Source organism: Variovorax gracilis (genome assembly GCF_030317115.1).
GTDB classification, from domain to species: domain Bacteria; phylum Pseudomonadota; class Gammaproteobacteria; order Burkholderiales; family Burkholderiaceae_C; genus Variovorax; species Variovorax gracilis.
The window spans coordinates 358,897-372,681 of record NZ_JASZYF010000005.1; the positions used below are offsets into that span (position 1 = coordinate 358,897).

Sequence of the window (13,785 nt, forward strand, 5' to 3'; positions counted from 1 at the left end):
GCGCCTCGATTGAAGTTAAAACACAGATCTATCAGCGGCGACCCCGATGGAGGATCTGATGTTCAGTTTTTTCCAACCCAATCGAAACGGCCATTTGCGACGCGTCATGACGCTGCTCGAAGAGGCCCATCTGGCGCGCATCGAGCACCAGGCGGCCGCAGAGCACCATGGTGCTCTTGCCCGCATGTACGCCGAACGCGCCAAGCGGCTCGAGCGCGAGGTCTACGGATCGTCGCACCTTCCCTTGGGCGAAGGCGCGGCGGCTTCGCACAAGAGCGCGGATGAGAAGCCCGTCGTCTACGCGCTGGACGCCAATCGACGGCTGGAAGGACAAGCCAAAGGCTGAATCGCCCGAGGTGCCTGCGCGAACCCGCCTGCGCATCCTCATTCCGGGGGAGGAGCACCCCGCGACACTCCAGCCAGAATCAAGGATTGCGCGCCGCGTCAGAGCGTCGGCGCGTGCGTGAGGAGATCCCGAAACGATGGCTGATGAATTCGTCGATGTCCTGATCGTGGGGGCGGGCCTCTCCGGCATCGGCGCCGCATCCCATTTGCAGCGGCTTTGCCCCGGTCGGAGCGTAGCGATCCTGGAAGCGCGCCAGTCGCTGGGCGGCACCTGGGATCTTTTCCGCTATCCCGGAATCCGCTCCGACTCGGACATGTACACGCTGGGCTACTCGTTCCGGCCGTGGACGGGGACGAAGTCCATTGCCGACGGCCCCTCCATCCTCCAGTACCTGCGTGACACCGCGCGCGAACAAGGCATCGAAAGACTGATCCGCTTCGGGCATCGCGTTCGGCGCGCCATGTGGTCGTCCGACGAGGCGCAATGGACCGTCGACTTCGAGCGCGACTCCGGCGAGGCCGCATCCATCCGCTGCAACTTCCTGCTGGCATGCAGCGGCTACTACGACTACACCGAGGGCTACACCCCAGCCTTTCCGGGCCGCGAGCAATTTGCCGGTCGCATCGTCCATCCGCAGCAATGGACCGAAGACATCGACTACACCGGAAAGCGCGTTGTCGTGATCGGCAGCGGTGCGACGGCGGTCACGCTGGTGCCGGAACTGGCCAAGCATGCAGCGCACGTGACGATGCTGCAACGCTCGCCCAGTTACGTGCTCACGGTGCCGTCCGTCGACCGCATGGCCGGCTGGCTGCTGCGCCACATGGGTCCTTCGTCCGCCCATGGCATCACCCGCTGGCGGAATCTGATGCTGGCCATGGGCGTCTTCGCGCTCTGCCGTCGCAAGCCCAAATTCGCGCGAGACACCATGCTCAAGCTGGTCCGACGGCAAGTCGGGCCGGATTTCGACGTCGATACCCATTTCACTCCCAAGTACAACCCTTGGGAACAACGCCTGTGCTTCGTGCCCGATGGCGACCTTTTCAAGGCCATCCGCGAAAAGCGCGTGAGCGTGGTGACCGACCGGATCGAGTCCTTCACCGAAGGCGGCCTGAAGCTCGCGAGCGGCGCGGAGTTGCCTGCGGACCTCGTGGTCACCGCCACCGGCCTGAAGCTGAAGCTGATCGGCGGCATGGAACTCGGCGTCGACGGCCGCCTCCTCCAGTCCTCCGAACTCGTCAACTACAAGGGCATCATGTTCAGTGGCGTGCCGAACTTCGCATCGGTCTTCGGCTACACGAACGCTTCATGGACCCTGAAGGCCGACCTCGCCAGCCTCTTCGTCTGCCGCTTGCTCAACCACATGCAACAAGCCGGCGTGCGCCAATGCGTGCCGCGGGCGGACGACGGGTCGATGTCGCTCCAGCCCTGGGTCGATTTTTCTTCGGGCTACTTCCAGCGCGCGATGGACCAGTTGCCGAAGCAGGGCCTGAAGAAGCCTTGGAAACTGAACCAGAACTACCTCGCCGACCTGATGACCTTGCGGTTCGGCGCGGTGGACGATGGGGTGATGCGCTTCTCGGCATGAGCCTGCCGACAACCCGAAAAAAGGAACAATTTCACGGCCGGCGCGGATAGCAACACATGCTATTTGGCCGATTCCCAAACAGAGTCGAGCGCATCAAAGTGCAAGGTGTCAAAGGTCCGGGAGATCGTCATGGATTCTGAGATTTTCACCATGGTTGCACTGGCATTGCTGGTCGCAGGCGGCTGGGTGATCGACGTGCTCCACCAACGCGGCACCTCGCGCATTCACCGCGACATGGCCGACCAGCTCAAGAAGTCTGCGGACACGATTCGAGGCGCGCCGCTGCGCTGATCCCCCTACTGCAACTGCAGCTCTGCAAGCTGCCTGCGCAGTGCATCGTTCTCCGCCGTCAGTTCGGCCACGCGTCGACGCAGTGCCTGCAGCTCATCAGGCGCCGCGGCCTCTTCGGATGATTCCGACACAGCCGATCCATCGCGATCATCGCGCTCGTCACGAGGTTTTCGCTTCGCTTCGCGAACTCGCTTGGCGGCCTGCTTCAGTTCATCCTTTCCGGCATTGGCTGCAGCGATCTGCTCCTCTGCAGGCAGGGTCGCCACGGCCGCCGCCGCATTGAGCGAGATCGTTCCGGACTTGACCGCAGCGACCAGTTCGGGCGCCGCCTGCTTCCTGATTTTCTCGATCATCACGACTTGGCTGCTGCTCAGGCGTGCGGCCTTGGCGATGGCCTCGCGGCTGTTGAGCGGAGGGCCCGCAGGCAGGTCGCCAACGGCTTGCGCAGTCGGGCCATCTGCAGGTGCGTCGGCAACCGTTGCCGGGCCTGGCGCAGCGGCGGTGCGAGAGCGACGTTCGGCCACGATCTCTCGCTTGCGCAATGCCAGCACCCCGCGCTGAAAGTCGGAGATGCTGCGGCGACCCAGGTGCTGGTCGATCATCCACAGGTGCACGTCCTCCATCGAATGGAAGCGAGTGTGCTGCACAGTCTGAAAGGGCAGCCCATGCTTCTGGCAGATGCGATAACGGTTGTGGCCATCGACGAGCACGTCGCCCCACAGCACGAGCGCGTCGCGGCAGCCTTCGGCCAGGATGCTGCGTTCGAGCGCCTCGTCTTCCTCCGCGGTGAGCGGGTCGATATAGGCTTTGAGTTCTTCGTTGACGACGATGTCCATGGGCGTTTGACTGGAGATGAGTCGCCCTGAAGATCTGCGCGAGGAACCCGCGCTACGTACCGGCTGAAGAGTTGCCGGTACGGATGCCCTGTGACGGCGATGGATCCGCAAGGGCGAAACTGGAGCGGGAAAAGAGTCTCGAACTCTCGACCTCAACCTTGGCAAGGTTGCGCTCTACCAACTGAGCTATTCCCGCATTTTTCGAGCTTCGAATTATAGAGGCATGAACGGGCCTCTTTGGCCGAGCCTCAAAGATTTTCGTCCTCAGGCGCCAGTCGTCAGAACCGCCGGCTGTACATGAACATGAGACCGGCCGTGCCGAGCATGCCGACCTCCACTGCATCCTTGGGCGTAATGCGATAGCCGACCGCGGGAATGATCGCGAGGCCCCAACCGTTGTGGTTGACCGGTATCTTGTCTTCGTACGGCTCCTTGTATCCATAGAGGATGCCGCCGGAAATCTTGGCGTAGACGCCCGCATACCCGAACACATCGTCCCATCGGTAACCGTAGTACGCATAGGCGCAAGCCTGGCCGAACGAATTCTGGAAGGCCGCGACGCCCCACAGCGTGCCGTCGGGCTGGCCGCGCTCCAGCCCCAGGAGAAAGACGTTCTTGTGCGCTTCGTCGCGGCTCCAGTGCACTGCAAAGGGACCCACCAGGAGTTCCCAGTAGCCCTTGTCGGATAGATCCTGCGACTGCGCCTGGTCAGCGAAGGTGGGCAGGGATGGCAAGGTCATCACGACGCTGGTCATCAAGGCACGGATGCAAGGTTTCATCACCGTTTCCTCCCATTCGGACAGCGCGCTCGGGCCCTAGGTGTCGAACTCGATGCCCGGTGGCGCCCGGGTGTCCAGCGCGTGAAGGGTCCCGATGCGCGCTGCCTGCTCGAAGCCGGCAGCACCGAAGGCCGCAAGCACGGCATTCACGGCATCGGCGTGGCAACTGACGAGCAGTCCACCGCTGGTCTGTGGGTCGGCGACCAGTGCGCGCTGCCACGCCTGCGCATGCGAAGGCCAGTCGACCTGCGAGCCGTAGCCATTCCAGTTGCGTCCGGAGGCACCTGTCACGATACCGTCCTTGGCGAACATGACCGCGGCATCGATCGTCGGCAATGCGCCGAGTCGCACGCGCGCACGCAGCTTCGCACCCCGGCACATTTCAAGCAGGTGACCCGCGAGCCCGAAGCCCGTGACATCGGTCATCGCATGCACGCCGTCGAGCGCGGCGAGTTGGATGCCCACGCGATTGAGCTGCGTCGTATGGCGCAGCATCTGCGCGTAGCCGGCTTCGTCGAGCAATCCCTTCTTGAGCGCCGCCGACAGGATGCCCACACCCAGCGGCTTGCCGAGCACGAGGACGTCACCCGGCAGCGCATCTGCGTTGCGGCGCACGCGGTCGGGGTGGACCAGGCCTAAGCCCACGAGGCCGTAGATCGGCTCGAGCACATCGATGCTGTGGCCGCCCGCGATCGGTATGCCAGCTTCGCGGCAGATGCTCGCGCCGCCTTCCAGCACGCGGCCGATGACCTCCGGTGGCAGCTTGTCGATGGGCATGCCGACGAGCGCCAGCGCCATGATCGGCGTGCCGCCCATCGCGTAGATGTCCGATAGCGCATTGGTCGCGGCAATGCGGCCGAAGTCGTAGGGGTCGTCCACGATCGGCGTGAAGAAATCGGTGGTCGCGACCAGGGCCTGCGTGTCGTTGAGGCGGTAGACCGCGGCATCGTCGCTGGTCTCGATGCCGACCAGCAACTCGGGTGGCAGGATGCCTTGAGGGGCGCGTGCCAGAATCTCCGCCAGAAGGCCCGGGGCGATCTTGCAGCCGCACCCGCCGCCGTGTGAAAACCGTGTGAGAGCAATCGGTTCCATGATGAAGACATCAAAGCTGAGAGAGTCGATCGGCATTGTGCCAGCCACGAGCGCCCCGACGCGCTCCTGAAGCGATCATGCAACGCAATCCAATCCGGGCGTCCGACCTGCACGCCTTCGACACCCTGATCGACGCACGCTCGCCTTCCGAGTTCGCGCTGGACCACATCCCCGGCGCCATCAATTGCCCGGTGCTCGACGACGAGGAGCGTCGAATCGTCGGCACGCTCTACAAGCAGCGCGGTGCATTCGAGGCCAGACGCGTCGGCGGCGCCATGGTGGCTGCCAATCTCGCCAGGCACTTGCGCGAGCGGTTTGCCGATCAGCCCGCCGACTGGAAGCCGCTCGTCTATTGCTGGCGCGGCGGCTTGCGCAGCGGCTCGATGGTCACCTGGCTGCGGCTGGTCGGTTGGGACGCCCAGCAACTGGCCGGCGGCTACAAGAGCTTTCGCCATCATGTGATCGAACGGCTGGAGGCGCTGTGCCCCCGGTTGCCCTTGCGCATCCTCTGCGGTGCAACGGGCAGTGCGAAGACCCGGGTGCTTCAGGCGCTGGCCCTGCGAGGCGCGCAGGTGCTCGATCTGGAAGACTGCGCGAAGCACAAGGGCTCGCTGCTCGGTGCACTGCCGGGCGTGTCCCAGCCGTCGCAGAAGCACTTCGAGACGCGCATCACTCAGGTGCTCGAAGCCGTCGATCTGCGCCAGCCCTTGTACGTCGAGGGTGAAAGCCCCCGCATCGGCCGCATCGCACTGCCCGTGTCGCTGGTCACGCGAATGCGTGCCAGCCCCTGCATCGAGATCGTTGCAACCCCGCAAGCGCGACTGGACTACCTGCTGCGCGACTATGCCTACCTGGGCGACGACGGCGAGGCGCTCGCCACGCAGCTGGGATTGCTCAAGGAACTGCAGGGCAAGGAAACGGTGCAGCGTTGGCAAGCCTGGGCACGCGCGCGAGAACTGAGGCCGCTGTTCGCCGAACTGATGACGCAGCACTACGACCCGCACTACGCCCGCTCGCAGGCGCGTCACTTCATGGCCTGGTCCGATCGCTCGCGCATCGAGGCAAACGACCTGACGGAGCAGGGTATCGAGGCCTTGGCCGACGCTGTGCTTGAGTTGGATGCCGGTACCGGCGCAGTTACTCGTGGCCCCGTGGCTCCTGGCTCTCGTCGTCGCCCGCCGGCAAATGAATGAGGCCAGTGCGCAGGTCGTACTCGAACACTTCGCCGTAGCGGCCCCACTCGATCGCCGTGCGCAGCACCCGCTCGGCCGTCGGTTCGTCCAGGCTTTCCTTCAGGAGCTCCAGGAAGGGCTCCTGAGGCAGTTCGCCCGCCGGCGCCTGTTCCAGGCTGTGGCGCATGTGCGCGGCGAGCGGCACGCGCGCCAGCAACTGCTGGCCGAGCAACTGCTGGCGCAGGGTATGCGCGCCCGCAACATAGTGACGACCCAGTTCGGTGAGATGCAAGTCGGCATCCACCAGTTGCGCAAGGCCCAGCAGCGCAAGCGCCTGCGCCAGCGGCAACAGATCGTGGTCGGTCAGCTCGGCCTCTTCCGCGAGCTGGGGCAAGTCCGCGCGGCCTTCCCGTCCGTCGTCGACCAGCATCTCCAGCAGGGCTTCCATGCGGCCGATGTCGGCGTCCGGCAGACGGTCACCGAGGTGCATGCGCACCGGCTCCTCCGGCGTGCGGCCGGTCGCCGCTGCGCCGGCGGTCATGAGTGCGTAGGCTTCGTCGATCAACGCCCTCACCTCCAGGCTGTCGACGTCCCGCGGACGCGGCAAGCGGATCGGCAGTTCGGCACGCACGCGGCCTGGGTCGGCAGCGAAGATCAACACGCGATCCGCCATGAGCACCGCTTCCTCGATGTTGTGCGAGACGATGAGCATCGCCTTCGTCGGCATCGCCCCGCCGCCCCACAGCTGGAGGATGTCGTCACGCAACCGCTCGCCGGTCAGCACGTCGAGCGCCGAGAAGGCTTCGTCCATCAGCAGCACTTCCGGCTCGACCACCAGCGCACGCGCGATGCCCACGCGCTGCCGCATGCCGCCCGACAGCTCGCGCGGCAAGGCGCCTTCGAAGCCCGCGAGGCCGATGAGCTCGATGGCGGCACCGGCACGTCGCGCACGCTCGGGCGGGGCAACGCCACGCGCTTCCAGACCGAGCTCGACGTTCTGCTGGACCGTGAGCCACGGGAAAAGCGCAAAGGACTGGAAGACCATCGCAATGCCGCGCACCGGCCCATAGAGAGGCTGGCCGCGATATCCCACGCTCCCGGCGTCGGCGCTGATCAACCCTGCAAGGATGCGCAGCAGCGTCGACTTGCCGGAGCCCGACGGCCCGAGCAGTGCCACGATCTCGCCTTCGGCAAGGCGGAAGTCCACGCCTTCCAGAACCGAGCGCGCGGTGCCGTCGGCGGAGCGGAAGGACTTGCCCACGCCCTTGAGTTCAACGATGGCTTCGGCCATGGCGCTCCTTCGCGCGTTCATCAGAAATGCATCCTGTTCTCGGCCAGCTCATAGAGCCGGCGCCAGACGAATTGGTTCATGGCCATCACGAACACGCACATCACGCCGATACCCAGCGCAATACGCGGGAAGTCGCCGATGGCCGTCATGTGTGCGATGTAGCTGCCCAGCCCCGCGGCCTGCAGCGTCGTGTCGCCCCAGGTCACGTATTCGGCGACGATGCTCGCGTTCCACGAACCGCCGCTGGCCGTGATCGCACCCGTGACAAAGCTCGGGAACACGGCCGGCAGCAGGTAGCGCCGCCAACGCAGCCAACCGGCGAGGCCGAGATTCCGCGCGGCAAGGCGCAGCTCGGTCGGTACGCTGGATGCGCCGGCAATCACGTTGAAGAGCAGATACCACTGCGTGCCCAGCACCATGAGTGGCGCCAGCCAGATGTTCGGATCGAGACGCCAGCGCACGATGAACAACACCGCCACCGGGAACATCAGGTTCGCAGGGAAAGCCGCCATGAACTGCGCCACGCCTTGCAGTCTCCCGGCCCAGCGCGGATTCATTCCGATCCATACGCCGACCGGCACCCAGACCAGGGCGGCAAGTGCGATCAGCACCAGCACGCGCAGCATCGTGTAGAGGCCCAGGACGAAGACGTGGCCGACCTCCCCCCAGCCGACTTCCGTGTGGATGAATCGCGCCAGCCATGCAACGGCGAGAAACACGGACGCCGCCAGGACCGCATCCCACACGCGCGCCACCGCCGGGTTGGACTGGCGCGGTCGCGCCTTGATCGAGGTGCCGTCGTGATCGCGGCGAAACAGCACCAGTGATCGCTCGAGCAGCCTGGCCGCGCCGACCACGAAGCGCTTGAGTCGATCGGTGCGGCGCAACCAGGTGAGCAGCCACGAGCGTGGGGCATCTTCGCTGCTGCCCTCTTCGAAGCGGAACTTGTCGGCCCAGGCGATCAGAGGCCTGAAGAACAACTGGTCATAGAGCGTGATGCCGATGAGCATCCCGCCGATGGCCCAGCCAATCGCACCGAGGTCGCGCGCCTCGATGGCCGTCGCGATGTACGAGCCGACACCAGGCAATTTGATGTTCTGGTTGGACACCGAGATCGCTTCGGAAGCAACCACGAAGAACCAGCCGCCGGACATCGACATCATCATGTTCCACAGCAGGCCCGGCATCGCGAAGGGCAACTCCAGCCGCCAGAATCGATGCCAAGCCGAAAGCTGGAACACCGACGCCGCCTCACGCAACTCCGAGGGCACGGTGCGCAGGGATTGATACAGGCTGAACGCCATGTTCCACGCCTGCGAAGTGAAGATGGCGAAGATCGCCGCGCACTCGACGCCGAGCGAGTTGCCCGGAAACAAGGCGATGAAGCCCGTGACGGTGATCGACAGGAAGCCCAGGATCGGGATCGACTGCAGCACGTCGAGCATCGGCACCAGCACCTTCTCGGCCGCCCGGTAGCGTGTCGCCAGCACTGCGAAAATGCAGCTGAACACCAATGAGGCACCCAGCGCCAGAAACATTCGAAGGGTGGTGCGCAGGAGGTAGTACGGCAGCATCCACGGGTCGAGGCTGATCGGCATCGGTTGGCCGAGTTCGTACGGCCGTGCCATCTGCGCGCCGCCATAGGCGAGCGCGAACAGCGTCGCCAGCACCAGCGGCAACAAGGCCCAGTCCCAACGATTGCCGCCGGACGCGACGGCCAGGCGGGGGAAGAAGCGTTTGTCGAGCATCGGCGGAAGCAAAGGGTCGGTTCACGGACCCTGTCCGCGGCGCGCCATTCTGCCTGCGCCAACGGACCTCTACCTGACCTGCCGCCCCATCCGGGCGGCGTGCTACAGCGGGAACGCTTCGAGCCCGCGCTGCCCCTCTGCCCCTTGCACCGGCGTGTGCGCCACGTTCATGACCCAGCAGACCATCGTGAAGTAACCGACGAGCGCGCTGAGCTCGACCACGGTGCTCGCTCCAAGGCGCGCCACGGCGGCGGCGTAGGTCGGCTCGCTCACGCCGTGGTGCTGCAGGAGTTCGAGCGCGAAGTCGAGCGCGAGCTGCTCGTCGTCGACCAGCGGTGCAGCGCGGCGTCCGAGCCGCAGGGCTTCGATCGCCTCGGCGCTGACGCCGGCCTTAACCGCTGCCGCCGCATGCAGCACCCATTCGAATTGATTGCCGACATGGCGCGCGACCGCGCAGGTGACGAGTTCACGCACGCGTGCGTCGAGCTTGCTGTCGAAGCGCAGGTACTCGCCGAGGCTGCCGATGCGCTCCATCAGCACCGGGCTCTGCAGCAGTGGAATGAACGGACCGAAGACCGCCTTGCGCGGCCCGTCGATCAGCGCTTGCGCCGCGGCGCGCTGCGCGTCCGACATCGCCTCGGCGGCGGGCATCGGCAGGCGCTCGGACCACGGGGCGGTATGACCTTGTTGAAACATGATGGGATTCCTTTCGTTGATTCAGCTTCGGGACGGCTCGCGGGCCAGCCACGCGGCACTGCCCAACAGCGCCACTGCACCGATGACCAGGGCGGCAAAGAGACCGCCGAAGCCCTGCGCAGTCCCGCTCAATGCGGAGGACAGCACGGGCCCGGCCATCTGGCCGATGGCAAAGGCGGCGGTCATGCGACCGAGCGCTCGCGTCGGGTCTCCGATGGCAGTCGCCTTGGCCTCCTGCATGCCTGCCATGGTCGCGACCATGAAGGTTCCGCCGACCAGCAGAGCCGCAGCGAGCACGGTCGAGGCGGACAAATGGAGCACCGGCAACAGGCAGCCGAGCGCCATCAGCACATGGCTTCCCGCCAGCACCCGGCGCCGGGAGACATGCCCCAGCACCGCGCCGGCAACCAGCGTGGATGCCGCTGCCGCTGCGCCGAACACGGGCCAGGCGGCGCCGAAGACGGAAGGATCGTCGACCACCGCACGGGCCAGCACGGGGAGAAAGGTCGCAGGCAAGATGTAGCCGAAGCCGAGCACGCCGTAGCAGAGCACCAGGCTCCACGGTGCGCCACCGGACGACGCCTGGCGGGTCGTCGTCGCGGTTTCGCGGCCGGCTGCCTGGGACGCGCCCGCGTCCCGCGGCATCAGCGCCGCGACAACGACCAGGCCGAGCAACGCCAGCGCGCCGAGTTGCAACCACAGCTTGTCGGGCTGCACGCCGGCCGCACCGGCACGCCAGCAATACAGCCCGGCCAGCGCGATGCCGACCCCGACACCGGCATACAGGATGCCGGCACCGGCCGGTCGCCCCAGGCGCGCCAGCCAAGCCAGGCACCAGACGCTCGTGCTCACGAGCGCCCAGGCACTCGCCACGCCCGCCACGAAGCGCAGCACCAACCAGATGGCCACTGATCCGGTCCAGCCCATTGCCGTGGTCGAAACCACGATGGCCAGAAGCGACACCAGCCCGATGCGCTGCGGCGTGAGCCGAATGCGCGCCGCCGTGATCGCACCCAGCAGATAGCCCGCGTAGTTGGCCGCTGCCAGCCAACCTCCAGCAGCGACGTCGGCACTGCCGGCACGGATCATCAGCGGCAGCATCGGCGTGAAGGCAAAACGCCCGATACCCATCGCGATGGCCAGGGCCAGCAAGCCCGCTGCGCAAACGGCGAAGAAGGAAGGACGCGCTATGGCGATGGAAGGGTTCGACATGGGCAGTCATTAGACGCAAAATGCGGATGCGCCACAAATGAATTATTCAGAACAATCATTCGCTTTATGAGAACCATTGATCTGGATTCCCTCGAGATTTTCCGCACCGTCGTGGCGGAGGGGGGAGTGATCCGCGCGGCGGACAAGCTCAACCGCGTGCAGTCGAACGTCACGACCCGCATCCAGCAGTTGGAGGAGCGACTGGGCCAGAAGCTATTCCATCGGCAAGGCCGGACGCTGGCGCTGGCGCCGGCCGGGCACAAGTTGCTGCCCTACGCTGACCGCCTGCTGCGTTTGGCGGACGAAGCCGAAAGTGAATTGCGTAGCGATCTCCCGCTCGGCACGTTCCGGCTCGGTTCGCTCGAAAGCACGGCGGGCAGCCGCTTGGCACCGGTGCTGTCGCGCTTTCACAAGCTCTATCCGGGGGTGATCGTCGAGTTGGTGACGGGCACGACCGGTGCGCTGTTGAAGCGGGTGAGCGCGTTCGAAATCGAAGCGGCCTTTGTGTCGGAGCCCTTCACCGCATCCGGCCTCGAAACGATGGCCGTGTTCGAAGAAGAACTGGTGCTGATCACGGCGCGCAGCATTGCTTCTGTCACCAAGCCGGGCGATCTGACGAACGCGACGCTCATCGCCTTCGCCCAAGGGTGCTCTTATCGAAGGCTGCTTGAACAATGGCTGGGCAAGGGTGGCGTGGCGCCATCGCGATCGCTGGAATTCTCTTCCTACCAGGCCATGATCGCTTGCGTTGCCGCAGGCACCGGTTTCGCGATCGTGCCCGTGTCGGTCCTCAAGGCGTTGCGTGCTACCGCGGATGTTTGCCAGCATGCGTTGCCGGAGCGCATGCGTGCCAATCGGACGCACCTGGTGTGGCAGGGGACGCCTTCGGTGGCGCTTGCTCGATTGATCGAGATGCTGGGGAAGGGTTGAGTTTTTCCTGCCGGCCCCAACCCCGACGCGTTGCGTCTACGAAATCAAGCCACGGCCACACCAGATGGCGCAGCACCGGCAATCTGCCGCAAGGCGCGCTCAAAGATTTCCACCGGCTGGCCGCCCGAAATCAGGTGTTGGTTGTTGATGATGATGGCCGGCACGGAATGGATGCCGGCATCGGTGTAGAGCCGCTCGCGTTCACGGGTCGCGGCCGCGAATTCGTCGCTTTCGAGGATGGCCCGTGCCCTTTGCGCATCGAGGCCGGATTCAGTCGCGAGGCGCACCAGCACCTCCGGGTCCGACGGGTTCTCGCCGTCGGTGTGGCAGGCCTTGAGCAGCGCCTTCTTCAACGCGACCTGCTTCGCCGCGTCTTCCAGTTCGGCCCAGTGCAAGAGGCGATGCGCATCGAACGTGTTGTAGACGCGGGCACGCCCTTCCCGCCTGAACTCGAAGCCGACGGCCGCGCCACGCGCGCGGATCGCTTCGCGCGCCTGCGCCTGCTGCTCTCGCGAGGTGCCGTACTTCTGGTTCAAGTGCTCGAAAGCATCCTGCCCTTCACGGGGCATCTGCGGGTTCAGTTCGAAGGGTTGAAAGCGCAATTCGGCGGTCACGTCCGGAGCGACGTTCTGGAGGGCGGCTTCAAGCGCGCCCAGGCCGACGGCGCACCATGGGCAAGAGATGTCGGAGACGAAATCGATGTGGAGTTGGGTAGGCATGGCACGGATGATGAGGCCGCCCGCGCCACTTTCAACGACCCGGGCGCCGATCACCCCACTGGCTTTGCGTCTTCGCGCGCCACCAGTTCGCGCCCGAACTGCGCCACGAGGCCTCTCAACCAGCGATGCGCCGGCGAATGGTGCACCCGGTCGTGCCAGAGCTGGTAGAAGCGCATGCGCGGAAACCCCTCCGGCGCCTTCAACAGCGCCAGCGGCAACAAGCGCGCGTGGTATTCGGCGAAATGGCGCGCGGTGGTGAAGATCAATTGCGTGCTGGCCGCGATCGATGGCGCAAGGCCGAAATACGGTACCTGCACCCGCGCATCGCGCCCCAGGCGGCGCTCGCCCAGGTAGGTCTCGACCACGCCGCGCTGCGCCATGGCATAGGGCACCGGTACGACATGACCCGCAGCCAGGTAGTCGGCCTCGCTGATCTGCGAGGCGCCCTGTGCCAAAGGATGTTCGCGCGCCATCAGGCAAACCAGATCATCCTCGAGCAGCAGCGAGATGTGCAGGTGCTCGGGCGGCGCGGGCCAGTTGCCGATGACGAGGTCGAGTTCGTCGTCCCCCAGCGCGCGTTCGAAGTCGAAGGTAGGGCCCAGCGCACGAAGCTCGATGCGGCAGTGCGGCGCCTCGATGCTGACGTGCTGCGCCAACCGGGCGATCCATGAGGGCGAGATGTAGTCGGGCGAGGCGATCCGGAAGCGCTGCTCTGCGTCCGCGGCGACGAACTCATCGGGCTCGACCAGCAGCGCCTCCAGTTCGCCCAGCGCCCGCCGCGCCTGGCTGGCCAGGCCCGCGGCGCGGGCGGTCGGCACCATCGCAGTGCCGTCGCGCACCAGCAGTGCGTCCCCGAAGATCTCACGCAGGCGCTTGAGCGAGCCGCTCACGGCCGGCTGCGTCTGGTGCAGCCGCGCAGCGGCCCGCGACACGCTGCGCTCCTCCACGACCGTGGCAAGCACCCGCAGCAGGTGACCGTCGAGCAGATCGACGCCGCGTTGCATGGCTGTTGGGACCCTCGTCTATCGATATGTCCGATGCAGTCTATAGCGATTCGCATGCCGCCGCGGTATCGACAGGTCGGG

The 13,785-nt window shown here is 65.7% G+C and carries 14 protein-coding genes and 1 tRNA gene; 5 read left to right on the top strand and 10 right to left on the bottom strand.

Translation table 11 applies throughout. The annotated features are described in order from the left end of the window. Positions 1 to 58 precede the first annotated feature (58 nt). The 3 genes from QTH97_RS13535 (at position 59) to QTH97_RS13545 (ending at position 2,225) form a co-directional block, all read left to right on the top strand. A complete protein-coding gene (locus QTH97_RS13535; protein ID WP_286568678.1) occupies positions 59 to 346 on the top strand; it encodes a hypothetical protein in 288 nt (95 codons plus the stop codon). 136 nt (positions 347 to 482) lie between these two features. Next, on the top strand, positions 483 to 1,934 hold the full coding sequence (locus QTH97_RS13540) for a flavin-containing monooxygenase (protein ID WP_286568679.1): 1,452 nt from the start codon (positions 483 to 485) through the stop codon (positions 1,932 to 1,934). A gap of 129 nt (positions 1,935 to 2,063) precedes the next feature. Then, positions 2,064 to 2,225 carry a hypothetical protein gene (locus QTH97_RS13545; RefSeq protein WP_286568680.1) on the top strand — a complete coding sequence of 54 codons (162 nt, stop codon included), beginning with the start codon at positions 2,064 to 2,066 and terminating at the stop codon, positions 2,223 to 2,225. 5 nt (positions 2,226 to 2,230) lie between these two features. On the opposite strand, the gene QTH97_RS13550 is transcribed toward QTH97_RS13545, so the two are convergent. The 4 genes from QTH97_RS13550 to selD form a co-directional block, all read right to left on the bottom strand. Then, positions 2,231 to 3,061: a plasmid replication/partition related protein gene (locus tag QTH97_RS13550; protein ID WP_286568681.1), complete on the bottom strand. Its 831-nt coding sequence runs from the start codon at positions 3,059 to 3,061 to the stop codon at positions 2,231 to 2,233. A 120-nt stretch (positions 3,062 to 3,181) separates the two neighbouring features. Next, positions 3,182 to 3,257, bottom strand: a tRNA-Gly gene (locus QTH97_RS13555). Positions 3,258 to 3,339: 82 nt separating this feature from the next. Beyond that, positions 3,340 to 3,840 carry an ABC transporter ATP-binding protein gene (locus QTH97_RS13560; RefSeq protein ID WP_286568682.1) on the bottom strand — a complete coding sequence of 167 codons (501 nt, stop codon included), beginning with the start codon at positions 3,838 to 3,840 and terminating at the stop codon, positions 3,340 to 3,342. Positions 3,841 to 3,876: 36 nt separating this feature from the next. Continuing rightward, positions 3,877 to 4,932, bottom strand: coding sequence for a selenide, water dikinase SelD (selD, locus tag QTH97_RS13565; RefSeq protein WP_286568683.1), 1,056 nt, complete (start codon positions 4,930 to 4,932; stop codon positions 3,877 to 3,879). A 77-nt stretch (positions 4,933 to 5,009) separates the two neighbouring features. Here selD and mnmH point away from each other — a divergent pair, with 77 nt between their 5' ends. Next, positions 5,010 to 6,125, top strand: coding sequence for a tRNA 2-selenouridine(34) synthase MnmH (gene mnmH, locus QTH97_RS13570; RefSeq protein WP_286568684.1), 1,116 nt, complete (start codon positions 5,010 to 5,012; stop codon positions 6,123 to 6,125). Here the strand turns inward: mnmH and QTH97_RS13575 are convergent. The 4 genes from QTH97_RS13575 to QTH97_RS13590 all read right to left on the bottom strand — a co-directional run bounded on the left by QTH97_RS13575 (position 6,070) and on the right by QTH97_RS13590 (position 11,051). Continuing rightward, complete coding sequence (locus tag QTH97_RS13575) at positions 6,070 to 7,395, bottom strand: ABC transporter ATP-binding protein (protein ID WP_286568737.1); 1,326 nt, start codon at positions 7,393 to 7,395, stop codon at positions 6,070 to 6,072. The two genes, mnmH and QTH97_RS13575, sit on opposite strands and share 56 nt — an antisense overlap. A 20-nt stretch (positions 7,396 to 7,415) precedes the next feature. Continuing rightward, on the bottom strand, positions 7,416 to 9,143 hold the full coding sequence (locus tag QTH97_RS13580) for an ABC transporter permease (protein WP_286568685.1): 1,728 nt from the start codon (positions 9,141 to 9,143) through the stop codon (positions 7,416 to 7,418). Between the two features lie 102 nt (positions 9,144 to 9,245). After that, on the bottom strand, positions 9,246 to 9,839 hold the full coding sequence (locus QTH97_RS13585) for a carboxymuconolactone decarboxylase family protein (RefSeq protein WP_286568687.1): 594 nt from the start codon (positions 9,837 to 9,839) through the stop codon (positions 9,246 to 9,248). Between the two features lie 21 nt (positions 9,840 to 9,860). Next, the gene (locus QTH97_RS13590) at positions 9,861 to 11,051 is read right to left on the bottom strand and encodes a YbfB/YjiJ family MFS transporter (protein ID WP_286568688.1); all 1,191 of its coding nucleotides are present in this window, start codon (positions 11,049 to 11,051) and stop codon (positions 9,861 to 9,863) included. A 66-nt stretch (positions 11,052 to 11,117) separates the two neighbouring features. On the opposite strand from QTH97_RS13590, the gene QTH97_RS13595 reads away from it, so the two are divergent. Next, entirely contained in the window at positions 11,118 to 11,981 is an 864-nt protein-coding gene (locus QTH97_RS13595; RefSeq protein ID WP_286568689.1) for a LysR family transcriptional regulator, read from the top strand. Between the two features lie 44 nt (positions 11,982 to 12,025). Here QTH97_RS13595 and QTH97_RS13600 read toward each other — a convergent pair whose 3' ends face one another. Further along, entirely contained in the window at positions 12,026 to 12,700 is a 675-nt protein-coding gene (locus tag QTH97_RS13600) for a DsbA family oxidoreductase (RefSeq protein WP_286568690.1), read from the bottom strand. A gap of 50 nt (positions 12,701 to 12,750) precedes the next feature. Beyond that, complete coding sequence (locus QTH97_RS13605; RefSeq protein ID WP_286568691.1) at positions 12,751 to 13,704, bottom strand: LysR family transcriptional regulator; 954 nt, start codon at positions 13,702 to 13,704, stop codon at positions 12,751 to 12,753. Between the last annotated feature and the right edge of the window lie 81 nt (positions 13,705 to 13,785).

Excerpts from the sequence above, each read along its gene's own strand:
- QTH97_RS13535 (WP_286568678.1), top strand. The coding sequence starts at position 59 with ATGTTCAGTTTTTTCCAACCCAATCGAAACGGCCATTTGCGACGCGTC.
- QTH97_RS13540 (WP_286568679.1), top strand. The coding sequence starts at position 483 with ATGGCTGATGAATTCGTCGATGTCCTGATCGTGGGGGCGGGCCTCTCC.
- QTH97_RS13545 (WP_286568680.1), top strand. The coding sequence starts at position 2,064 with ATGGATTCTGAGATTTTCACCATGGTTGCACTGGCATTGCTGGTCGCA.
- QTH97_RS13550 (WP_286568681.1), bottom strand. The coding sequence starts at position 3,061 with ATGGACATCGTCGTCAACGAAGAACTCAAAGCCTATATCGACCCGCTC.
- QTH97_RS13560 (WP_286568682.1), bottom strand. The coding sequence starts at position 3,840 with ATGAAACCTTGCATCCGTGCCTTGATGACCAGCGTCGTGATGACCTTG.
- selD (WP_286568683.1), bottom strand. The coding sequence starts at position 4,932 with ATGGAACCGATTGCTCTCACACGGTTTTCACACGGCGGCGGGTGCGGC.
- mnmH (WP_286568684.1), top strand. The coding sequence starts at position 5,010 with ATGCAACGCAATCCAATCCGGGCGTCCGACCTGCACGCCTTCGACACC.
- QTH97_RS13575 (WP_286568737.1), bottom strand. The coding sequence starts at position 7,395 with ATGGCCGAAGCCATCGTTGAACTCAAGGGCGTGGGCAAGTCCTTCCGC.
- QTH97_RS13580 (WP_286568685.1), bottom strand. The coding sequence starts at position 9,143 with ATGCTCGACAAACGCTTCTTCCCCCGCCTGGCCGTCGCGTCCGGCGGC.
- QTH97_RS13585 (WP_286568687.1), bottom strand. The coding sequence starts at position 9,839 with ATGTTTCAACAAGGTCATACCGCCCCGTGGTCCGAGCGCCTGCCGATG.
- QTH97_RS13590 (WP_286568688.1), bottom strand. The coding sequence starts at position 11,051 with ATGTCGAACCCTTCCATCGCCATAGCGCGTCCTTCCTTCTTCGCCGTT.
- QTH97_RS13595 (WP_286568689.1), top strand. The coding sequence starts at position 11,118 with ATGAGAACCATTGATCTGGATTCCCTCGAGATTTTCCGCACCGTCGTG.
- QTH97_RS13600 (WP_286568690.1), bottom strand. The coding sequence starts at position 12,700 with ATGCCTACCCAACTCCACATCGATTTCGTCTCCGACATCTCTTGCCCA.
- QTH97_RS13605 (WP_286568691.1), bottom strand. The coding sequence starts at position 13,704 with ATGCAACGCGGCGTCGATCTGCTCGACGGTCACCTGCTGCGGGTGCTT.